This is a genomic window from Brevirhabdus sp. (assembly GCF_052826345.1).
In genome coordinates this window covers 26,048-47,324 of record NZ_JBRBUA010000128.1, presented here as the reverse complement: position 1 = coordinate 47,324, position 21,277 = coordinate 26,048, and the positions used below count along the sequence as shown (strand labels likewise).

The 21,277-nt window shown below is 65.7% G+C and carries 22 protein-coding genes; 13 read left to right on the top strand and 9 right to left on the bottom strand.

Going from position 1 to position 21,277, the window contains the following annotated elements; all coding sequences use genetic code 11:
• Positions 1-71: 71 nt before the first annotated feature.
• Complete coding sequence (locus tag ACU0BR_RS15050) at positions 72-668, bottom strand: nicotinate-nucleotide adenylyltransferase (RefSeq protein WP_446157654.1); 597 nt, start codon at positions 666-668, stop codon at positions 72-74.
• Between the two features lie 274 nt (positions 669-942).
• Between ACU0BR_RS15050 and ettA the strand changes: the two genes are divergently transcribed.
• From ettA to ACU0BR_RS15005, 9 genes are all read left to right on the top strand, one after another.
• Positions 943-2,598, top strand: a complete 1,656-nt coding sequence (ettA, locus tag ACU0BR_RS15045; RefSeq protein ID WP_446157643.1) for an energy-dependent translational throttle protein EttA — start codon at positions 943-945, stop codon at positions 2,596-2,598.
• 97 nt (positions 2,599-2,695) lie between these two features.
• Positions 2,696-2,854 (top strand): DUF3309 family protein, encoded by a 159-nt coding sequence (locus ACU0BR_RS15040; RefSeq protein ID WP_446157642.1) that lies wholly within the window; start codon positions 2,696-2,698, stop codon positions 2,852-2,854.
• Between the two features lie 255 nt (positions 2,855-3,109).
• Positions 3,110-3,523 (top strand): DUF7282 domain-containing protein, encoded by a 414-nt coding sequence (locus tag ACU0BR_RS15035; protein ID WP_446157641.1) that lies wholly within the window; start codon positions 3,110-3,112, stop codon positions 3,521-3,523.
• 248 nt (positions 3,524-3,771) lie between these two features.
• Positions 3,772-3,978 carry a cold-shock protein gene (locus ACU0BR_RS15030; RefSeq protein WP_446157640.1) on the top strand — a complete coding sequence of 69 codons (207 nt, stop codon included), beginning with the start codon at positions 3,772-3,774 and terminating at the stop codon, positions 3,976-3,978.
• 152 nt (positions 3,979-4,130) lie between these two features.
• Positions 4,131-5,342 (top strand): geranylgeranyl reductase family protein, encoded by a 1,212-nt coding sequence (locus ACU0BR_RS15025; RefSeq protein ID WP_446157639.1) that lies wholly within the window; start codon positions 4,131-4,133, stop codon positions 5,340-5,342.
• A 337-nt stretch (positions 5,343-5,679) separates the two neighbouring features.
• Positions 5,680-6,516: a molybdate ABC transporter substrate-binding protein gene (gene modA / locus ACU0BR_RS15020; RefSeq protein WP_446157638.1), complete on the top strand. Its 837-nt coding sequence runs from the start codon at positions 5,680-5,682 to the stop codon at positions 6,514-6,516.
• A 9-nt stretch (positions 6,517-6,525) separates the two neighbouring features.
• A complete protein-coding gene (gene modB / locus ACU0BR_RS15015) occupies positions 6,526-7,221 on the top strand; it encodes a molybdate ABC transporter permease subunit (RefSeq protein WP_446157637.1) in 696 nt (231 codons plus the stop codon).
• Positions 7,218-8,348, top strand: a complete 1,131-nt coding sequence (gene modC, locus ACU0BR_RS15010; protein ID WP_446157636.1) for a molybdenum ABC transporter ATP-binding protein — start codon at positions 7,218-7,220, stop codon at positions 8,346-8,348. The genes modB and modC overlap by 4 nt, the downstream gene beginning before the upstream one ends.
• 45 nt (positions 8,349-8,393) lie before the next feature.
• The gene (locus ACU0BR_RS15005) at positions 8,394-8,984 is read left to right on the top strand and encodes an antibiotic biosynthesis monooxygenase (RefSeq protein ID WP_446157635.1); all 591 of its coding nucleotides are present in this window, start codon (positions 8,394-8,396) and stop codon (positions 8,982-8,984) included.
• A 30-nt stretch (positions 8,985-9,014) separates the two neighbouring features.
• On the opposite strand, the gene hemC is transcribed toward ACU0BR_RS15005, so the two are convergent.
• The gene (hemC, locus tag ACU0BR_RS15000) at positions 9,015-9,965 is read right to left on the bottom strand and encodes a hydroxymethylbilane synthase (protein ID WP_446157634.1); all 951 of its coding nucleotides are present in this window, start codon (positions 9,963-9,965) and stop codon (positions 9,015-9,017) included.
• A 105-nt stretch (positions 9,966-10,070) separates the two neighbouring features.
• Here hemC and hemE point away from each other — a divergent pair, with 105 nt between their 5' ends.
• A complete protein-coding gene (hemE, locus tag ACU0BR_RS14995) occupies positions 10,071-11,102 on the top strand; it encodes a uroporphyrinogen decarboxylase (protein ID WP_446157633.1) in 1,032 nt (343 codons plus the stop codon).
• Positions 11,103-11,163: 61 nt separating this feature from the next.
• On the opposite strand, the gene hemF is transcribed toward hemE, so the two are convergent.
• The gene (hemF, locus tag ACU0BR_RS14990; protein WP_446157632.1) at positions 11,164-12,057 is read right to left on the bottom strand and encodes an oxygen-dependent coproporphyrinogen oxidase; all 894 of its coding nucleotides are present in this window, start codon (positions 12,055-12,057) and stop codon (positions 11,164-11,166) included.
• Positions 12,058-12,127: 70 nt separating this feature from the next.
• Here hemF and ACU0BR_RS14985 point away from each other — a divergent pair, with 70 nt between their 5' ends.
• Positions 12,128-12,505 carry a hypothetical protein gene (locus tag ACU0BR_RS14985; protein ID WP_446157631.1) on the top strand — a complete coding sequence of 126 codons (378 nt, stop codon included), beginning with the start codon at positions 12,128-12,130 and terminating at the stop codon, positions 12,503-12,505.
• A 64-nt stretch (positions 12,506-12,569) separates the two neighbouring features.
• On the opposite strand, the gene ACU0BR_RS14980 is transcribed toward ACU0BR_RS14985, so the two are convergent.
• From ACU0BR_RS14980 to clpS, 3 genes are read right to left on the bottom strand one after another with little or no spacing between them, the layout of a single operon-like run.
• Entirely contained in the window at positions 12,570-13,379 is an 810-nt protein-coding gene (locus tag ACU0BR_RS14980; protein ID WP_446157630.1) for an SDR family NAD(P)-dependent oxidoreductase, read from the bottom strand.
• Between the two features lie 57 nt (positions 13,380-13,436).
• Positions 13,437-14,432: a class I SAM-dependent methyltransferase gene (locus ACU0BR_RS14975; protein WP_446157629.1), complete on the bottom strand. Its 996-nt coding sequence runs from the start codon at positions 14,430-14,432 to the stop codon at positions 13,437-13,439.
• Between the two features lie 47 nt (positions 14,433-14,479).
• Positions 14,480-14,800 carry an ATP-dependent Clp protease adapter ClpS gene (clpS, locus tag ACU0BR_RS14970; RefSeq protein ID WP_446157653.1) on the bottom strand — a complete coding sequence of 107 codons (321 nt, stop codon included), beginning with the start codon at positions 14,798-14,800 and terminating at the stop codon, positions 14,480-14,482.
• A 194-nt stretch (positions 14,801-14,994) separates the two neighbouring features.
• Here clpS and ACU0BR_RS14965 point away from each other — a divergent pair, with 194 nt between their 5' ends.
• Together ACU0BR_RS14965 and ACU0BR_RS14960 are read left to right on the top strand one after the other, a co-directional pair.
• Complete coding sequence (locus ACU0BR_RS14965; RefSeq protein WP_446157628.1) at positions 14,995-15,702, top strand: HAD family hydrolase; 708 nt, start codon at positions 14,995-14,997, stop codon at positions 15,700-15,702.
• A 228-nt stretch (positions 15,703-15,930) separates the two neighbouring features.
• Positions 15,931-17,385 carry a D-alanyl-D-alanine carboxypeptidase family protein gene (locus ACU0BR_RS14960; RefSeq protein WP_446157652.1) on the top strand — a complete coding sequence of 485 codons (1,455 nt, stop codon included), beginning with the start codon at positions 15,931-15,933 and terminating at the stop codon, positions 17,383-17,385.
• Positions 17,386-17,459: 74 nt separating this feature from the next.
• On the opposite strand, the gene ACU0BR_RS14955 is transcribed toward ACU0BR_RS14960, so the two are convergent.
• The 3 genes from ACU0BR_RS14955 to ACU0BR_RS14945 are packed head-to-tail and all read right to left on the bottom strand — an operon-like array spanning position 17,460 to position 21,272.
• The gene (locus ACU0BR_RS14955) at positions 17,460-19,082 is read right to left on the bottom strand and encodes an ABC transporter ATP-binding protein (RefSeq protein ID WP_446157627.1); all 1,623 of its coding nucleotides are present in this window, start codon (positions 19,080-19,082) and stop codon (positions 17,460-17,462) included.
• A complete protein-coding gene (locus tag ACU0BR_RS14950) occupies positions 19,079-20,185 on the bottom strand; it encodes an ABC transporter permease (protein WP_446157626.1) in 1,107 nt (368 codons plus the stop codon). Before ACU0BR_RS14950 ends, ACU0BR_RS14955 begins: the two co-directional genes overlap by 4 nt.
• A gap of 1 nt (position 20,186) precedes the next feature.
• Positions 20,187-21,272, bottom strand: a complete 1,086-nt coding sequence (locus tag ACU0BR_RS14945; RefSeq protein WP_446157625.1) for a microcin C ABC transporter permease YejB — start codon at positions 21,270-21,272, stop codon at positions 20,187-20,189.
• Positions 21,273-21,277: the final 5 nt, after the last annotated feature.

Sequence of the window (21,277 nt, the reverse complement as noted above, 5' to 3'; positions counted from 1 at the left end):
AGCGCGCGACCCCGATGTCGGCAAGGGCACGGGGACGAAGTTTCGGGATCCATCACGGGAAATTTCATCGCTCAGCTTTCCTGTGGCCAGTCCCCGCGGATACGCATTTTCGTGGAGGAAATGTCAAGCATCGGCATGTTGACGAAGCTCCAGACCGGCGGGGCGGCGCTGGCCAGCCTGCGCGCCTGCCCGTCGGGCAGCTTGGCCCGGCGAAACCGGCGGGCGGCCGGTGACAGCCGGGCCGAAAGGCGCTGCTTGGGCCGCGCCAGCACGCCGACGGGAATGTTCTGCATGATCCACTGCCAGTCCTGCCAATGGTGCAGCGTGGCAAGGTTGTCGGCGCCCATCAGCCAGACGAAACGCACGCCCGGATAAAGCCGCACCAGCATCCGCAGCGTCTGCGCGGTATAGCGCGTGCCCAGATCGGCCTCCAGCCCGGTGATTTCCACCCGGGGATGGCGCATGACCTTGCCGGCGCGCTCCATGCGGCGCCCCATCGCGGCCGGCCCCTGCTGCTTGAGCGGGTTGCCGGGACTGACGAGCCACCAGACCCGATCGAGGCCGAATTGCTTCAGCGCCTCCTGCGTCAACCGGACGTGCCCCTCATGCGCGGGATCGAACGAACCGCCAAGCAGGCCGATCACCTGGCCCGGTCGCGCCAAGGGCATGTCGGCGCGCCACGGCAACGCCCCGGTGGGCCTGGCCGCCTGAACGGCCCGGCCGTCGCTTTCGGGTGGCGCGTCCACCATCGTCAATTTCCCTGCTTCCCCATTCGCCGCAGACCGCTTTCAGAAGCTTTTTGCGACGGGTTTTCATCGGACCCCCGGCCCGATACCCCATCGCAATGGCCACGGCCAGCATTGCTTGTTCCCATGCTTGGCGATTGAATCCCCGATCCGCAATCAATAGACAGTGCCAAACCCTCAGGAGCGGAGCGATCGAATGGCCTCTTACCAGTACGTCTATCATATGGACGGCGTTTCCAAGACCTATCCGGGCGGCAAGAAAACCTTTGAGAACATTCGCCTGTCCTTTCTGCCCGGCGTCAAGATCGGTGTCGTCGGCGTCAACGGCGCCGGCAAGTCGACGCTGCTCAAGATCATGGCCGGCATCGACAAGGATTTCACCGGCGAAGCCTGGGCCGCCGAGGGCGCGCGCGTGGGCTACCTGCCGCAGGAGCCCGAGCTCGATCCCGCGCTCGACGTGCGCGGCAATGTGATGGAGGGCGTCAAGGCCAAGCGCGACATCCTCGATCGCTACAACGAGCTGGCGATGAACTACTCGGACGAGACCGCCGACGAGATGGCCCGGCTGCAAGACGAGATCGACAGCCAGAACCTGTGGGATCTCGACAGCCAGATCGACGTCGCGATGGAGGCTCTGCGCTGCCCGCCCGACGACGCCTCGGTCGACACGCTCTCGGGCGGCGAAAAGCGCCGCGTGGCGCTGTGCCAGCTGCTGCTGGATGCACCCGAAATGCTGCTGCTCGACGAGCCGACCAACCACCTGGACGCGGAAACCATCGCCTGGCTGCAACAGCATCTGATGGACTACAAGGGCACCATCCTGGTCGTCACCCACGACCGCTATTTCCTCGACGATATCACCTCGTGGATTCTCGAACTTGACCGCGGCCGCGGCGTGCCGTGGGAAGGCAACTATTCCAGCTGGCTGGAACAGAAAGCCAAGCGTCTTCAGCAGGAAGCGCGCGAGGACAAGGCCAAGCAGAAGACGCTGGAGCGGGAGCTTGAGTGGATGCGCCAGGGCGCCAAGGCGCGGCAGGCCAAGTCCAAGGCCCGGATCAACGCCTATAACGACCTCGCCAACCAGTCCGAGCGTGAAAAGCTGGGCCGCGCGCAGATCATCATCCCCAACGGCCCGCGCCTGGGCGGCAAGGTGATTGAGGTCGAGAACCTGCGCAAGGCGATGGGCGACAAGCTGTTGGTGGAAGATCTGTCCTTCGCCCTGCCGCCGGGCGGCATCGTCGGCGTGATCGGCCCCAACGGCGCGGGCAAGACGACGCTGTTCCGCATGCTGACCGGACAGGAACAGCCCGACGACGGCACCGTCGAATACGGCGACACGGTACAGCTGTCCTACGTCGACCAGTCGCGCGACGCGCTCGACCCCAACGCCACGGTGTGGGAAGAAATCTCCTCGGGCGGGGAGATCATCCAGCTTGGCGACGCGCAGATGAACTCCCGCGCCTATTGCTCGGCCTTCAACTTCAAGGGGGGCGATCAGCAGAAAAAGGTCGGCCAGCTGTCGGGCGGTGAACGCAACCGCGTGCATATGGCCAAGCTGCTGAAATCGGGCGGCAACGTGCTGCTGCTCGACGAGCCGACAAACGACCTGGACGTGGAAACGCTGCGCGCGCTCGAGGATGCGCTCGTCGATTTCGCGGGCTGCGCCGTCGTGATCTCTCACGACCGTTTCTTCCTCGACCGGATCTGCACGCATATCCTGGCCTTCGAGGGCGAGGCGCATGTCGAATGGTTCGAGGGCAATTTCGAGGATTACGAAGAGGACAAGAAACGCCGTCTGGGCGCCGATGCGCTGGAACCCAAGCGCGTGAAGCACAAGAAATTCGTCAGATAGCGCAGGCGGATCGCCGCCGAAAGGGAACCGGGGTGCCCGGAAAGACGTTCACCATTCGGGGACAAGCATGTGCCCCGAATAACCAAGGACGACTACCATGGGCACTTCGACAATCATTCTGATCATAATCGTGCTTTTGCTGATCGCTGTCATTCCCGCCTGGCCCTATTCCCGCGGTTGGGGGTACGGCCCCTCGGGCATCCTGGGCTTGATCCTCATCGTTCTGTTGATACTGGCGTTGACCGGCCGCCTCTGACCCCCGGTCAGACAGCGTTTCCAGCTGTTTCCGCAATGCCCAACGGCCGCCGCAGCCCCCCTGCGGCGGCCGTTCGCGATTGCGATGCCCGGCTCACCGCCCGCCCTTTCTGGCCTTGCGGGGCGGCAGGGTGCTTTCCCGCCGCAAATTTTTACCCGGAATTCCCGACGTGGTGAAACTTTTGGATGCGGTGCCACGTGACTACGCCATCGAACCCGAAGTCATCAGCCCGAATTCAACAGAAGGAGCCTATCCATGAAAAAGATCACTTTTGCCGCCGCAACAGCAGTCACGCTCGTCGCCTCCGCCGCGTCCGCGGGCCATTTGAACCTGATGGTCGAGGGCGCCAGCTTCTCGCCGCGGGCCATCACCTTCCCCTCCATCATGATGGACAAGCCCGGTTATGTCGTTCTGCACGCCGTCGAGAACGGCAAGCCCGTCATCCCGGCTTCGATCGGCCACACCGCCCTGCCCGCCGGCACCACCCAGAACGTCAAGGTGATGGTCGACGGCAATGTCATGCGGGGCGAGGGCTATGTCGCCATGCTGCACTATGAGACCAACGGCAATGGCACCTACGACTTCGGCACCGGCAACACCAGCGATGACGGCCCCGCCACCAAGGCCGATGGCGCGCCCTATGTCATCAAGTTCCGCACCGCGATGTAATCGCCGCGCCAGGCGCCGCGGGCGCCCGCGGGGGCGGCAGGAAACCGCCGCCGCGCCCGTGCCCTGGGCGCACAGATCGCCGGCGGCCGCGCTAATGTTCCTGCAAACGCGGCCGCAAGGCCCTATCTTTTCCGGGCGACGTTAACACTATCGACCACTGTCTCCTTCACCGGCCTCAGTCTATCGATTATGCACTGACGAGCCGACCTGCCGCACTTCCGCGGGCAGATACTGCAAGGAGACTACGGATGGCTACTGGCACCGTAAAATGGTTCAACACTACCAAAGGCTTCGGCTTCATCGCCCCCGAGGGCAGCAGCAAAGACGTCTTTGTGCACATTTCCGCTGTTGAGCGTTCGGGCCTGACCGGTCTGGCCGACGGCGCGAAAGTCAGCTTCGACATCGAAGCCGGCCGCGACGGCCGCGAAAGCGCGACCAACCTGGAACTGCTGTAAAGCATCCGGCGCGCATCGGGGCCAAGCCCCACGACCTAGGGCCCTGCGGGGCCCTTTTTCATGCCCGCTTCTCCGCGGCGCCCTCCGGGTCATACGGTGACAGCGCTGGCGCAAACCGCTAGACACGGCGCCGACACGAAAGGGCGAGCGGGATGAGAACCTTCGACGTTGTGGTCATCGGTGCGGGCCCCTGCGGCACATCGGCCGCGGTGACCGCCGCGGATGCGGGCCTGTCGACGCTGCTCGTCGATCGCAGCGCCTTTCCGCGCGACAAGCTTTGCGGCGGGCTGTTCACCGGGCGCAGCGTGCGCCTGCTGCGCGACATCCATCGCCTGACCCCCGACGACCCGGCGCTGTTCCGCCCCTGTCGCGCCATGCGATTCGTTGCCGGTACGCGCGAACTTGCCCGCATGGACGACGCGCCGGTGATGTATCTGACGATGCGCCGCGCGCTCGATGCGCATCTGCTGGCCCATGCGCGACTGCGCGGCGTGACGCTCATCACCGGCCAGGGGTTGCAACAGGTGCACCCGGACCGAAAGCAGGTGGATCTCAAAGGCGGCGATCGCATCGGCTACCGCGTGCTGATCGGCGCGGATGGCGTCAACAGCGCGGTCGCCAAGACGCTTTTCGCGCGCGCCTTCGATCCGGCCACGATCGGCTTCGGGCTCGAGGTCGAGGTGCCCCCGGCCGAGCAGGCGACGCCCCCCGGCCCGGAAACGGTCGAGGTCGATTTCGACGCGGCGGCCTGGGGGTATGGCTGGGCGTTTCCAAAGGCGCACGGCACCACGATCGGCGTGGGGGGCATCCAGTCGCAGAACCCAAATCCGAAAGCCGACCTTGCGGCCTATCTGGCACGCCACGGCATCGACGATCCGGGCGCGCGCATCAAGGGGCAGTTCCTTCCCTTCGGTGCCTATCGCCGCAAGCCCGGGCGCGCGGGCGTATTGCTTGCGGGCGACGCGGCGGGGCTGGTCGATCCGATCACCGGCGAGGGCATTGCCCTGGCGATGGACAGCGGGCGGCTGGCCGCCCGGGCCGCGCAGGCTGCAATCGCCGAAGCCCGCCCCGAGCGCGCCTTCGCCATATACCGCCGCGCGCTGCGTCCGATCCACGCCTCCCTGTCCGAGGCGCGCCTGTGGCGTCACCTGATCTTTTCCCCCACGATGAAACCCGCGTTCAAGGCCAGCTTCGCGCGCAGCCAGACCCTGCCCCGGCGCTACCTCGACCTGCTGGCGGGCGATCTGGAATACAGAGATCTGCGCGGCGATCTTCTGCGGCGTGCACCGCGCGCGATGGTGCGGGCGCTGTTCGCCCGGCGCCGGGCGCATGGGGCAGACGGGGCGGCGGAACCACGGGTCTAGACCGCTGCCCTTCCATACGCGCGGCGATTTCCCGACGCAGGCTCTCGATCTCATTGGCGGCAGCGCTGTTGCGCTTGCGCTCTGTCACGCAGCTCCCGTCGTCGAACGTGTCGGCATAGATCACGCGATTGCCCAGGATGACCTCGGCCCGGTCGGCGGCGAATTCGGCCAGCCCCGCCGCCCCCTCTGCGGTCAGCCGTGCGCGTGGCGGCGCGATGCTTCGGCTTCTCGCTGCGGTGCGCATGGACATCCACCCGACGGGGCGACCATTCGGCGCTTGCGTCGCCCCTTTGCCGCCTGCGATATTTGCCGCGAATATCACCGCGAAAGGCCCGTCATGTCCCTGTCCCCGCTGCGCCGACTGCCGACCGCCATGGGCACCCTGCTGCTCGTGGCCTGCGCGCTGGTTGCGACGGCACTGCCCGGACCGGCACGCGCCGACGACACGCTGACAGTGTTCGCCGCGGCCAGCCTCAAGGAAGCGCTGGAGGAGGTGTCGGAGGCATGGACGGCGCAAACCGGCGCCCCGGTGCGCATTTCCTTCGCCGGCAGTTCCGCGTTGGCCCGCCAGATCAGCGCCGGTGCGCCTGCGGATCTGTTCATCTCGGCCAATAGCGCCTGGATGGACGTGCTGGACGACGCCGGGCTGCTGCGCGCGCGGAGCCGCATCGATCTGTTGCGCAATTCCCTGGTTCTGATTGCCCCCGCGGATCAAGCGGCGCCCTTCCCTGCGTCAGCGTCCGCCGCGGCGCGACCGCCGCTCCTCGGGGCGGCGCTGGATCTGCCGGGAATGCTGGGCTCCGAGGGTCGGCTGGCGATGGCGCTGGTTGATGCGGTTCCTGCGGGCATCTACGGCAAGGCGGCGCTGCAATCGCTGGGCCTGTGGCAAGACGTCGACGCGCGCGTGGCGCAGACCGACAACGTGCGCGCCGCCCTCGCACTCGTCTCGACCGGCGAAGCGCCGCTGGGCATCGTCTACGCCACGGATGCGCTGGCCGACCCCGGCGTCAAGGTGCTTGGCCGGTTCCCCGACGACAGCCACCCGCCCATCGTCTACCCCGCCGCGATCATGGCCGAGACGCGCGCCGACGGCGCCCGCGCCTATCTGGATTTCCTGAGCTCCCCCCCCGCCGCCGCCGTCTTCGAGAGACACGGCTTCGGCCTTGCGCGGTAAATCGCGCGCGTGACGTGGCTGGGTCCACAGGAATGGGAAGCCGTCGCGCTGTCGCTGCGCGTTTCCTTCTGGGCGACGGCCCTCAGCCTGCCGCTGGCGATCGCGGTGGCGCTGGCGCTGGCGCGGGGGCGGTTCCCCGGTCGGCACCTGCTGAACGGCCTGGTCCACCTGCCGCTGATCCTGCCGCCGGTCGTCACCGGCTATCTGCTGCTGCTGACCTTCGGGCGGCGCGCGCCGGTGGGCGCGTTTCTGGAAAACGCCCTCGGGCTGGTGCTTGCCTTTCGCTGGACCGGCGCGGCGCTGGCGGCGGGCATCATGGCATTCCCGCTGATGGTGCGCGCCATCCGCCTGGCGGTCGAGGCCGTGGACCCAAGGCTCGAACAAGCCGCCGCCACGCTGGGCGCGCCGCGCTTGTGGGTCTTTGCCACCATCACCCTGCCGCTGATCCTGCCCGGCATCATCGCGGGCAGCCTGCTGGGATTTGCCAAGGCGATGGGCGAATTCGGGGCGACGATCACTTTCGTGTCGAACATTCCCGGCCAGACGCAGACCCTGCCCACGGCGATCTACGGCTTCCTTCAGATCCCCGGTGGCGAAGGCGCGGCGCTGCGCCTGGTGGCAGTGTCCATCGCGCTGTCGATGGGTGCGCTGCTGGCCTCCGAATGGATCGCGACACGCGTGGCGCAGAGGATTGCCGGAAAATGAGCCTCTCGGTCCAGCTTCGGCACGCGTTTCCCGGCTTCGCGCTCGATGTCGATTTCACTGCGCCGCCGGGTGTCACCGCGCTGTTCGGGCGGTCGGGGTCCGGGAAATCCACCGTGGTGAACGCCGTGGCGGGGCTGCTGCGCCCGCAAGCCGGGCGCATCGCGCTGGATGGCAGGGTTCTGTGCCACATCGGCCCCGGCGCCGATCGCCCGGTCTGGCAGCCGCCGCACCGCAGGCACCTGGGATATGTCTTTCAGGAAGGGCGGCTGTTTCCGCATCTGACCGTGCGCCAGAACCTGCGCTATGGCCGCTGGTTCGCAGCGCGGCGCGAGGCAGCCCGACCTGACCGGGCGGAATTCGCGCATGTCGTCGAGATGCTCGGCATCGGCGCGCTGCTCGAGCGGCGACCGCTGGCGCTTTCGGGGGGCGAGAAACAGCGCGTTGCCATCGGGCGCGCCCTGCTGTGCCGTCCCGGCCTGTTGCTGATGGATGAACCGCTGGCCGCGCTGGACGAGGCCCGCAAGGCCGAGATCCTGCCCTATCTGGAACGGCTGCGCGACGACACTGTCGTGCCCATCCTCTTTGTCAGCCACGCGATGTCCGAGGTCGCCCGCCTTGCGACGACCGTGGTTGTGATGGATGCAGGCCGCGTCCTGCGCGCGGGCGCCGCGACCGAGATCCTGTCAGACCCTGCCGCCGTCCCCCTGCTGGGGGTGCGGGAGGCGGGTTCCCTGCTGACCGGACGGCTGCTGACCCACCACGACGACGGCCTGACGGAGGTGCAGATCTCGGCGGGGCGGCTGTTGCTGCCACATCTGCCAGGCGCCCCCGGTACGCGCATGCGCATCAGGATCGAGGCGCAGGACGTCATCCTGTCACGCACCCGTCCCGAAGGGCTTTCGGCGCTCAACATCCTGCCCGCGACCGTCAGCGCGCTGCATGTCGGACAGGGGCCGGGCGTGACGGTACAGCTGCGCGCGGGGGAAGATCTGATCCTGGCGCGCGTCACGCGCCGGTCCGCGACGGCGCTGGGGCTGCAACCGGGCATGAGCTGCTTTGGCGTGATCAAGTCCGTGTCCGTGGCCCAAGGCGATGTCGGGCTGGCCGCGGCAGAAAATGCGCCTTAACATCGGCGCACGCCGCGAACGGCACCTATTGCAAGGAGCGTGACGATGGATGGCCTGTTCTTCGAGGTTCTTCCCAAGCAGGGCCATGTGGATCACTATTTCCGCCAGGTAGACCTGCTGCGCCCCGCGCTGGCGCGGCACGAAGGACTTTTGTGGATCGACAGGTACAGGTCACGCAGCCGCGACGGCGCGCTGCTCTCCCACCAGCTTTGGCAAGATGAGGCCGCGATCACCCGCTGGCGGCGCGATCCGATGCACAGGAAATCCCAGTCCGCCGGACGCAATCGCCATTTTGCCGATTATCGCATCCGTATCGGTCACCTGCTGGGAGAGACGGGCGTTGAGGATGACGCGGCCCTGCCCCTGGATGTGCGCGCGGGCACCGCCCTGATCGTGGCCGTCGAAAGCGGGGCGCCCTCGGACGATCAGGCGCCCCGAACTGGCCCCGGCGAAAGGTTTTCCAGCGTCAATCACCCGGATAGCGACATGACACTGATCGCGGCCGGCGACGCCCCGTCCCTGCGCCATGCCATCGTTTCCGCACGCGGATTGCCCGCCTTTCGCAGAGCACGCGTTTTCGCGATCTACCGGGATTACGGGATGTCCGACAGGCTGCAAGCCCCGCCGGACGAATAGCCCGCCCCGATCAGCGCGGGCCGCGCCGCTTCAATCGGCAAGCCAGTCGAAGAACCCCTTGGGCGCATGGCTGCGCAGGCCCCTGGCCAGCGCCTCGCCCATCGCGGCGGCGTCCTCCACCGGCGCGATCGCGCTGTCGCCCAGCACTTCGGAGCCGTCGGGGCGCAGGATTTCGCCGGTCAGCTTGACGCTGCCCCCCTCCAGCACCGCCAGCCCGGCGATAGGGGTTTCACACGATCCGTCCAACGCGGCCAGATAGGCGCGTTCGGCAGCCAGCACCTGTGCGGTGGGGATATCGTGGATCGCTTCCAGCAGGGCGGCGGCGCGGCTGTCGTCGGCGCGCCGTTCGATCCCGATCGCGCCTTGCGCCACCTCGGGCAGCATATCGCTCACCTCCAGCGCGGAACGCGCGACATCCGCCATGCCGAGGCGGTTCAACCCGGCCATCGCCAGAAAGGTCACATCGGCGACACGGTCTTCCAGCTTGCGCAGGCGGGTCTGTACGTTGCCGCGGAATTCGACCAGCTTCAGATCCGGGCGCCGATGCGCCATCTGCGCCCGTCTGCGCAGACTGGACGAGCCCAGAACCGCGCCCTTCGGCAGATCCGAAAGCTGCGCGAACCGCAGCGACACGAAAGCGTCGCGCGGATCCTCGCGCGGCAGGTAGGTGTCCAGCACCAACCCCTCGGGTTGCAGCACCGGCATGTCCTTCATCGAATGCACCGCCAGGTCGATTTCCCCGGCCAGCATCGCCTCCTCGATCTCGCGGGTGAACAGCCCCTTGCCGCCGATCTCCTTCAGCGGCCGGTCCAGCACCCGGTCGCCGGTGGTCTTGATCACCACGACCGTGAATGCCTCCTCCGGCAGATCGAAGGCCTGCGCCAGACGGCTGCGTGTCTCATTGGCCTGCGCCAGCGCCAGCGGAGAGCCGCGGGTGCCGATGCGCAGGGGTTTGGCGGGGGAGGGAAGATCCGTGCTCATCCCTCAGATCTACCCGTGTCAAATCCGCCCCACAAGCCATAGTGGCTTGCGGCAAATCGGCAGACAGGCGAAAACGCGGGACATGCGCAAGGCAAAGAGGATCACATGGCACAGACCAAAAAGCTGCTCAAGGCTCTCGCGGGGGAAACGCAGGCCATTCCGCCGGTCTGGATGATGCGGCAGGCGGGCCGCTATCTGCCGGAATACAAGGCCACCCGCGCCAAGGCGGGCGATTTCCTGTCGCTGTGCTACACTCCCGAACTGGCCGCCGAGGTGACGATGCAGCCGATCCGGCGGTTCGGCTTCGACGCCGCGATCCTTTTCGCCGACATCCTGCTGATTCCCCAGGCCCTGGGGGCGGATCTGTGGTTCGTCACCGGCGAAGGCCCCCGCCTGTCCACGATCACCGGGCCCGACGGGCTGCTCATGATGAAGGGCGCGCAGGACATCCACACGCATCTGGCCCCGGTTTACGAGACCATCCGCCTCGTGCGCGAACAACTGCCGCCCGAGGTCGCGCTGATCGGCTTCGCCGGGGCACCCTGGACCGTCGCCACCTACATGATCGCGGGGCGCGGCACCCCCGATCAGGCCCCTGCGCATATGCTTCGCACCGGCGATCCCACGACCTTCAACCGGTTGATCGACCTGATCACCGAAGCCACGATCGAATATCTGTCGGCGCAGATCGACGCGGGCGCCGAAGTGGTCAAGCTGTTCGACAGCTGGGCCGGTTCGCTGAAGGGCGAGGCCTTCGACCGCTATGCGCTGGCGCCCGCCAAACGCATCATCGGCGCGCTGAAGAATCGGCACCCCGACATCCCCGTCATCGCCTTCCCGCGCGAGGCGGGCGAGCACTACATCGGTTTCGCCCGCGCCACCGGCGCGGATTGCGTGGCGCTGGACAATTCCGTGTCGGCCGAATGGGCCGTGCGCAACGTGCAGAAAGACGGCTGCGTGCAGGGCAATCTGGCCCCCTCCCACATGGTCACCGGCGGGCAGGCCCTGATCGACGAGACGCTTCGCATCCGCGATGCCTTTGCAGGGGGGCCGCATATCTTCAATCTGGGCCATGGCATCACGCCCGACGCCGATCCCGAAAACGTCAGCCTGATGCTCAAGACGCTGCGCGGCTGACGGGCCCGAGGGGTTCGAGGGGCGCGGCGGCGCGGCAGCGCCCCGCGGCCGGACCCGCGGTTCAGGGCCAGGTGGCGACGGGCGGCAGGCTCATCAACACCGCGTCGGGGTCGTGGCCGGTTTCCAGGCCAAACTTGGTGCCGCGGTCATAAACCAGATTGTATTCGGCATAGAGCCCCCGGTGCGCAAGCTGCGCGGCCTTGTCGGCGTCGGTCCAAGGCATGTTGCGACCGCGTTCGACCGGCCCCAGGAACGCAGGCAGGAACGCCCGCCCGACGTCTCGGGTAAAGGCGAAATCGGCCTGCCAGTCGCCGGTGCACAGATCGTCGTAGAAGATACCGCCGACGCCGCGCGCCCGCTTGCGGTGCGGGATATAGAAATACTCATCCGCCCAGTCCTTGAACCGGGGGTAGTAATCCGCATCGTGCGGCGCGCAGGCATCGCGCAGAACCTGGTGGAAATGCGCCGTGTCCTGCGCATATTCCAGGCAGGGGTTCAGATCGGTCCCGCCCCCGAACCACCAGCCATGCGGCGTCCAGAACATGCGGGTGTTCATGTGAACCGCGGGCGTATGCGGGTTCTGCATATGCGCAACCAGCGAAATGCCCGACGCCCAGAAGCGCGGATCCTCCTTCATCCCAGGCAGATCCTTGCGCGCCGCCATTGCCATCTGCGCCCGCTCGCCCAGAACGCCGTGCACGGCAGAGACGTTGACACCGACCTTTTCGAACACGCGGCCGCCGCGCATGACGCTCATCAAGCCGCCGCCCGCGTCGCTGCCGTCGTCCGAGGCGCGGCGCGTCTGCGTCACCTCGAACCGTCCGGCGGGCGCGTCCGCGAACGGTCCCTCGAGCTGTGTGTCCTCAAGCTTTTCGAAGGCCGCGACGATGGTGTCGCGCAATTGGCGGAACCACGCGGATGCGGCGGCCTTTTCTGCATCGAAGTTGTCAGTCATCGCGGCACTCTCTATTGTGGGATGCACCCCGGTCTAACCAACCGGCGCGCTTTGTGAAACGGGGAACCCGATGCTGCGACAACCGGTCTATCTGCTGGCGGGCCTTCTGGGGCTCGCTGCATGTGCCACGCCGCAAGAGCGCTGCGTCGCGGTCGCCACCAAGGATCTGCGGGTCGTGCAATCCCTGATCGCCCAGTCGGAACGCGATCTGGAGCGCGGCTATGCCCTGCGCACCGAAACGCGGGTGACGCCTTCGGTCGGCTTTTGCACCGGCAACAACGGCGCGCGCGCCTGCCTGGGGTCGCGTCTGGGCGAAACGCAGCGCCCCGTGGCGCTGGATCTGTCGACCGAGCGGCGCAAGCTTCGGGAATTGCGCGCCAAAGAGGCAGAGCTGGCCGCGCAAGCCGCCTCAGAAACCCGGTTGTGCCGCCAACGCTACGCCGGGTAGCCGCCCCCGCGCGCTTCGGCAAAGGATGAGGCACCCGCGTCGTCTCAGCCCCGCCCCGAAAGCCCTAATGCGCAGAGCGGTGAATCGCGTCGAGCAAGGTCCGCCCGCCATCCACGGTCACCACCTGCCCGGTCATAAAGCTCGACGCTTCCGAGGCCAGAAACTGGACCGTATCCGCCAGCTCCGACGCTTTGGCGATGCGGCGCAGCGGGGTGATTTCCGCGATTTCCTTGCGCAGGTCTTCCTGATCCTTCAACGACCGCTTGAGGCTCGCGCTCATCACGCTGCCGAAGGCCAGCGCGTTGACGCGGATGCGCTCCGGCGCCAGCACCAGCGCCATGGAACGGGTCATCTGCTCCAGCGCCGCGGCGGAAATCGAGAACCCCATCAGATCGGGATGCGTCGCCCGCGAGGTGATGGACGACAGGTTCACGATCGAGCCGATCTGACCGTCGGTCCGCTCTTCCTCGGCCGCCTGTTTGATCATCCGGCGCGACACCATCTGCGTCAGCCGAAGGGCCGACATCAGGTTCTGCTGCAACAACGTCTCCACGGTGGTGTCATCGGGGTTCATCGGGTCGGTCACCTCGACCTGGCGGGCGGCATTGACCAGAATATCCACCCGATCAAATGCGTCGATGGTCGCTGACAACAGATTGGTGACCGTCAGCTTTTGGCGCAGATCGCCCGAAAAGATCCTGCACGGGCTGTCATCCTCGGTCACCTTGCCCACTTCGTTCTTGAGGCGTTTCTCATCCATGTCGGCAAAGACGACATTCGCGCCCTGCGCCAGGAAATGGCGGGCGATGGCCAGGCCCACGCCGTTGGCGGCGCCGGTGACGATAGCGGTCTTGCCGGTAATTGAAGTGGACATGCGGCCCCTGCTTTTTGATTGCGTGGCGTGATCCCGTAACGGGCAGGTTAGCGAAGTTCAGCGCCCTCTTCGAGGGGTCGCGGCATGAAGGATCTTGAAGCCGCCCTCGGCAGCGGTTTCCTCCACCTTGCGAAACGCGGCGCCGAGGGGCCGCTCATAGGGCAGATGCCGGTTGGCAACCATCCAAAGCGCCCCGGCCGGTTTCAAAAGCCGCGCGGCGGCGGCGATGAAATCGGCCCCCAGGGCGGGGTCCGACGCTCTGCTGACGTGAAAGGGCGGGTTCATCACCACGACATCATAGGCGGCGCCCTCGAACACCGTGGTATCGGCCCAGTGAAACCCCGCGCGCGGATCGGTGACGTTCTGGCGCGCACAATCGAGCGCGACGCCTTCGGCCTCGACCAGATCGAGCGCGACGATCCTGTCGGCCTCATCCGCCTCCAGGATCCGGCGCGACAGATATCCCCACCCCGCGCCAAGATCCGCCACGCGACCGCGCAGGGGCGGCAGATGCCGCGCCAACAGCTCCGATCCCGGATCGACCTTCTCGGCCGAGAAAATCCCGGGGGCCGTCACGAAACCTTCGGGGCTGGCTACGGGCGGGTCGCGCCAATCGGCAAGGGGATCATCCGCGGGGCGCTGGAACCAGATCAACCGCCCGTGCGCCTTCGGAAATGTCTCGACCGTCAGCCCCTTGCGGCGCAGATCGCGCAGGATACTGTCGATGCCGTCGACCTTCTGCCCGTCGACAAGCAGCATCCCGGCCGGTTCAACCGCCTCAAGGGCGCGCGCGATCAGCGCCCGCGTTTCCTGCTTGGACCGTGTCGCCTGGACCAGCACCGCCGCATAGGGCCCGCGCGGGTCATCCGTGACCCGCACCCCCAGGCGCCGCAGCGCGGCGTGATCGGGCGCGAAACTTTGCATCGCCTCAAGCCGGTCCAGACCGATATCGGGCACCGAATCACCCCTGAGGCGAAACGCGCCGACCGCCCCGGCTTCAGGAAGCGCGAGCGCCCCCGACGCCTGCGCCAGTGTCACGCGATGAATTGTCATGAAATGTCCCGTCCCAGCAGCAGACCCGTCGATTGAGACTCCCGCTGCTATTCCTTTTCCATGGTGCATTGCAACGGGTGCTGATGCCTGCGTGCGAAATCCATGACCTGCGCCACCTTGGTTTCCGCGATCTCATGGCTGAACACGCCGACCACCGCCAGCCCCTTCTTGTGGACAGTCAGCATGATCTCGACCGCCTGGCCATGCGTGATCCCGAAGAACCGTTCCAGCACATGAACGACGAATTCCATCGGCGTGTAATCGTCGTTCAGCAACATCACCTTGTAGAGCGGCGGACGCTGGGTCTTGGGCTTGGTCTTGGTGACGACACCGGCCTCATCGTCGGTCTTTCCGGGGTCGTCCGACATGGCATGAAGGGGAATGGTCAACGCAGGCTCCGGCGTGTTGGCGCTTGGGCGGGGAATGGAAAGTTGATTGCTTTGTCCGTCCAATATAATTGCCAGGTTCGATGTGAAAAGAGGTGGATTACGACAGTTGGCGCTTTCTGTGGCAATTCGTCCGCCCTGCGCCGCGCAAGCTGCCGTGAAAAAGGATAATCCCGATGACGAGACACCGAAATGAGTTGAAGATCATCGGCTTCGACGCGGACGACACGCTGTGGCAGAACGAACGTTTCTTTCGCGGCACGCAGCAGCGGTTCGAGGCGCTGCTGGCCGATTACGTCCAGGGCGCGCATCTGCACGAACGCCTGCTCGCCGCGGAACGGCGCAATCTCGGGCACTATGGCTATGGCATCAAGGGCTTCACCCTTTCGATGATCGAAACCGCGATCGAGGTGAGCGACGCGCGCGTTCCCGCAGCGGTCCTCGCCGAAATCCTGGAAGCCGGGCGCCAAATGCTGTCGCACCCGGTCGAGCTGCTGCCCGGCGTGCGTTCCACCGTCGAGCGGTTGGCGCGGGAATATCGCATCGTGTTGATCACGAAAGGCGATTTGCTGGATCAGGAGCGCAAGCTGGCAGCGTCGGGTCTGGGCGAGGTTTTCGACGCGGTGGAGATCGTGTCGGAAAAGACCCCTGCCGTCTACCACCGCATCTTTCGATCGCAGGGCCATGAACCGGAGGCCGCGATGATGGTCGGCAATTCCATGCGCTCGGATGTGATTCCCGCGCTCGAGACAGGCGCCTGGGGAGTGCACGTTCCGCACGGGCTCACCTGGGAACTGGAACATGCCAACGCCCCCGCCGACCATCCCAGGTTTCAGCACCTCGACCGAATCGAGGCCTTACCGGATCTCATATTGTCGCTGTAGGAGCGCGAACGCGTACATGTTGTGGGTGTGACGTCCCCTTATGTTTCGCCATCTAATTATGCAAAACCGTTTCTTTGAAAATTCGGGGTATGTTGCAACGTGAAATCATGTGTTACATTCAATTAACAAACAAAAAAGACCACGGCAAAAATGTCGGGTTGAGGCAGATTGGACAGTGACGTGAAAGCACCTGAGGCGCGGGCGATACCCGTCATCTTTGCAGTAATCCTGACAATTTTTTCGATAACCTTCGGGGCGCGTGCCTCTGCGGCACCCTATGCGGATTTCGTGATCGACGCGCGTTCAGGCGAGGTGTTGCATTCGACGAATGCCGACACAAGGCTGCATCCGGCATCGCTGACCAAGATGATGACGCTCTATATCGCGTTCCAGGCCATCGAGAGCGGTGAAATCACGCTCGATACCCAGGTTCGCATTTCGCGCAAGGCGGCGTCGGAGCCGCCCTCGAAACTGGGTCTGCGGGCGGGGTCCAAGATCGCGTTCCGCTATCTGATCCGCGCGGCCTCGGTGAAATCGGCCAACGATGCCGCCACCGCGATCGGCGAGGCGCTGGAAGGCTCCGAAGCCGCCTTCGCCCGCCGCATGACCCGCATGGCGCGCGCGATGGGCATGTCGCGCACCACCTTCAAGAACGCCCATGGGCTGACCGAAGCGGGCCACCTGTCGACCGCACGCGACATGACCACCCTGGGACGGCATCTGTTTTTCGACTTTCCCCAATATTACAACCTGTTCTCACGTCGGACCACGGATGCGGGCCTGCGCAAGGTCGCCAATACCAACCGCCGGTTCCTCGGCTCCTACAAGGGTGCGGACGGGATCAAGACCGGCTACACCAACGCGGCCGGTTTCAATCTGGTGGCATCTGCCGAACGCGGGCAGGAACGCATCATCACCACGGTTTTCGGCGGCCGGTCCTCCGCGCAGCGCAACGCCAAGGTCGCGGAGCTGATGGATCTGGGCTTTCGGCGCGCCCCCACCCGCGTGGCGATCCGCAAGCCCGAAAAGCCGAACTTTTCCAGGGTGCTGAAAGGCGCCGCGTCCCCCGGTCCGGTGCGCATGGCGGTCCTGTCCAGCGACCGCCCCGAAGCGCGTCCGGTATCGGCCCCCGCCCCTGTTGTGTCCTCGCCCCCTGCGCCCGCGCCATCAGCCGCGGTGATGGTCGCGCTGAAGGCAAGCGTGACGGAGGCCGTCCAGGCCGCGATCGCGACACCTGCGCGTGACCTCGTGACGGCCGAGGCGGCGCTGGCCGACAAGAAGGCGGCCGCCCCCGCCTCGGTTGCGCCGTTGACCGCGCGCGCGCCCGCCGAACGCCCCGCCGCATTCGCGCAGCTCGCCAAGGCCGACGCGACCGAACCCGCGAAACCCGCCATCCGGCGCGATACCCGCCCCCTGAGAGAGGTGGTAACCCGCGCCTCCACCTCCGGCGGACGGAACTGGAGCATCACGATCGGCAAGTTCCATTCCCGCGACAAGGCGGAACGGATGCTGCTGCAAACCGCCCTGGCGGAGATCGAGACCCTCGACGAGGCCCTGCGCAAAGTCGTTCCGCGCGCCTCCGGCTATGAGGCGAATTTCGTCGGCCTGTCGCAGGAGCGTGCCGATCTGGCCTGCCGCCGCCTTTCCGCCCGCGGCGTGCAATGTTTCACTATCGAACCCTGAACTCTGAACCCTTTTGAATTCGTAAAAATCCGCCTCTCGGGGCGGATTTTTGTTGGGCGACAAAACGCGGGGGATCAGGCGGTGCTGCTGGCCTTCATGTCGAAGGCCGCGGCCATCAGCGTGCGCGTGTAGGGATGCGCGGGCGCATCGAAGACCTTCGCGACCTCGCCCTCCTCGACGATATCGCCCTGCTTCATCACGATGACCTTGTGGCTGAGCGCGCGCACGACGCGCAGGTCGTGGCTGATGAACAGATAGGCCAGCCCGTACTTGCGCTGCAGGTCACGCAGCAGATCGACGATCTGCACCTGCACCGTCATGTCCAGCGCCGATGTCGGCTCATCGAGGACCAGCAGCCGCGGCTTGAGGATCATCGCGCGGGCAATCGCGATACGCTGGCGCTGACCGCCCGAAAACTCATGCGGATAGCGGTGCATCATTTCGGGGTTCAGACCGACCTCGGACAAGATGTCGGCCACCATCTGGCGCTTGTCCATGCCCTTTTCGACACCATGCACGCCCAGCCCCTCGGCGATGATCTGCTCCACCGTCATGCGCGGCGAGAGCGAACCGAAAGGGTCCTGGAACACGATCTGCATGTCCTTGCGCAGCGGCCGCAGCTTTTTCGACGACAGCCCCTGGATGTTCCGCCCCTCGAACAGGATACCCCCTTCCGAGGAGATCAACCGCATCACCGCCAGCGCCAGCGTCGTCTTGCCCGATCCCGATTCGCCCACGATGCCGACCGTCTCGCCCGCGCGCACGGTGACATTTGCCGCGTTCACCGCCTTGACGTGGCCGGTGGTGCGCTTCATCAGCCCGGTCTGGATCGGGAACCAGATGCGCAGATCCTCGGTGCGCAGCGCCTCTTTCGCGCCCTCGGGCACCGGATCGGGTGCGCCGGTCTGCTCGGCGGCCAGCAGGCTTTGGGTATAAGGATGGTGCGGGTCGGAAAAGATCCGCTCCGTCGGCCCGGTTTCGACGATCTCGCCGTCCTTCATCACGCAGACCCTGTCGGCGATCGCCCGCACGATGCCCAGATCATGCGTGATGAACAGCAGGCTCATGGTCTCGGTCCGCTTCAGCTCCGCCAGAAGATCGAGGATCTGCGCCTGGATCGTCACATCGAGCGCGGTCGTGGGTTCATCCGCGATCAGCAGATCCGGCCCGTTGGCCAGCGCCATGGCGATCATCACGCGCTGCCGCTGCCCGCCCGAAAGCTGGTGCGGATAGGCCGACAGGCGGCTTTCGGGGTCGCGGATGCCCACCTTGTGCAGCAGATCGAGAATGCGCGCGCGCGCTTCCGCTCCCTTCAGGCCCTGATGCAGCAGCAGGCTTTCCGCCAGTTGCTTTTCCAGCGTGTGCAGCGGGTTGAGCGAGGTCATCGGCTCCTGAAAGATGAAGCTGATGTCGTTGCCGCGGACCTTCCGCAGCAGCTTCTTGTCGGCACCGACCATTTGCTGGTCGCGATAGGCGATCGAGCCTTCGATCACGGCGCTGTCGGGCAGAAGATCCACCGTGGACAGCGCGGTGACGGATTTTCCCGATCCCGACTCCCCCACCAGGGCGACGGTTTCGCCCCTGCCGACGTGAAAGCTGACGCCGCGCACGGCATGGGTGGTGGTGCCATCCTGGTTGAAGCTGACATTCAGGTCGCGCACGTCCAGCACGGCGTCTTGCGGGCGGGGCTCGGTCATTGAAATGTCTTCCGGGGGTCAAAGGCATCGCGCACGCCCTCAAAAATGAAGACCAGCAGCGACAGCAGCACAGCAAAGGTAAAGAACGCGGTGAACCCCAGCCAGGGCGCCTGCAGGTTCTGCTTGGCCTGCAACGTCAGCTCGCCCAGGGACGGCAGCGCGGCGGGCAGGCCGAAGCCCAGAAAGTCGAGCGAGGCCAGCATCCCGATGGTGCCCGAGACGATGAACGGCAACAGCGTCAGCGTGGCGACCATCGCGTTGGGCAGCATGTGGCGGAACATGATCTTCCAGTTGCCGACGCCCAGCGCGCGCGCGGCGCGTACGTATTCGAAGTTGCGCGCGCGCAGGAATTCCGCCCGCACCACGCCCACCAGCGCAGGCCAGCCGAACAGGACCGACACAAAGACCAGCAGCCAGAAACTGCGCCCCAGTATCGCGAAAAGGATGATGATGACGTAAAGCGACGGGGTCGAGGCCCAAATCTCCAGCACGCGCTGGAAAATCAGATCCGTCTTACCGCCGAAGTAGCCCTGCACCGCCCCCGCGAACACCCCGATGACCGACGCCAGCCCCGTTACGATCAGGGTAAAGATCACGCTGAGGCGCACGCCATAGATGACCCGCGCCAGCACGTCGCGCTTGGTGTCATCGGTGCCCAGCCAGTTGTTGGCATCGGGCGGCGACGGGGCGACGCCCTGAATATCGACGATCGTGTTGAAGGAATAGGGGATCAGCGGCCAGACGATCCAGCCCGGTTGCACCGGCTCGCCCGCGACCTGCCCATCTGCCGCATCCGCGATCACGCCTTCGGGGTCGTCGAAACAGGTATCGAGCCCGCCGGTGCGGATCAGACATTGAACCTCGATGTCGCGGTATATGGCCTCGGTCTTGAAATCGCCCCCGAACTGGGTTTCGGGATAGAAGTTCAGGATCGGAAAATAGACCTCGCCCCGATAGCTCACGATCAGCGGCTTTTCGTTGGCGATCAGTTCCGCGAACAGCGAAATGCCGAACAGCACGCAGAACAGGATCAGCGACCAGAAGGCGCGCCTGTTGCGGCGGAAGTTGCGCCAGCGGCGCCGGTTGAGCGGAGAGAGCGCCATATCAGGTCTCCCGGCTTTCGAAGTCGATGCGCGGGTCCACGAAGACATACATCAGATCCGACACGATGCCGATCAACAGCCCCAGCAGCCCGAACATGTAGAGCGTGCCGAACAGCACCGGATAATCGCGCGCCAGCGCCGCCTCGAACCCCAGCCGCCCCAGCCCGTCGAGCGAAAAGATCGTCTCGATCAGCAGCGAGGAGCCGAACAGGATGCCGATGAAGAGGCTGGGAAAACCCGCGATCACGATCAGCATCGCGTTGCGGAAGATATGCCCGTAAAGCACCTGCCGCTCGCCCAGGCCCTTGGCCTTGGCGGTGACGACGTATTGCTTCTTGATCTCGTCCAGAAAGCTGTTCTTGGTCAGCAGCGTCAGCGTGGCAAAGCCCGAGATCGACGAGGCCAGCACCGGCAGCGTGATATGCCAGAAATAGTCGCCCACCTGTTGCAGCGGCGACAGCTGGGCGAAATTGTCCGACACCAGCCCGCGCAACGGAAAGATCTTGAAGTAGGAGCCGCCCGCGAAGAGCACCAGCAAGAGGATCGCGAACAGGAACGCCGGGATCGCATAGGCGATGATGATCGCCCCCGAGGTCCAGGCGTCGAAGGCCGATCCGTCGCGCACCGCCTTCTGCACCCCCAGCGGGATGGAAATCGCATAGGCGATCAACGTCGACCACAGCCCCAGCGTGATCGACACGGGCATCTTTTCCAGCACCAGATCGATCACGCTGATCGAGCGGAAATAGCTCTCTCCGAAATCGAAGCGCAGGTAGTTCCACATCATGTCGAGGAACCGCTGCAACGGCGGCTTGTCGAAACCGAACTGCTTTTCCAGATCGGCGATGAATTCCGGCGGCAGGCCGCGCGCGCCCTGATAGCGTTCATCCCCGCCCACGGCATTCGCGCCACCCGCGTCGCCGCCCCCGGCAAAGTTCTGGAACACGTTCCCCTGCCCTTCCATCTGGGCAAGGATCTGTTCGATCGGCCCGCCGGGGACGAATTGCGTCAGGGTGAAGTTGATGACCATGATCCCGATCAGCGTCGGAATGATCAGGGCCAGTCGCCGCAGGATGTAGGCGCCCATTCAGA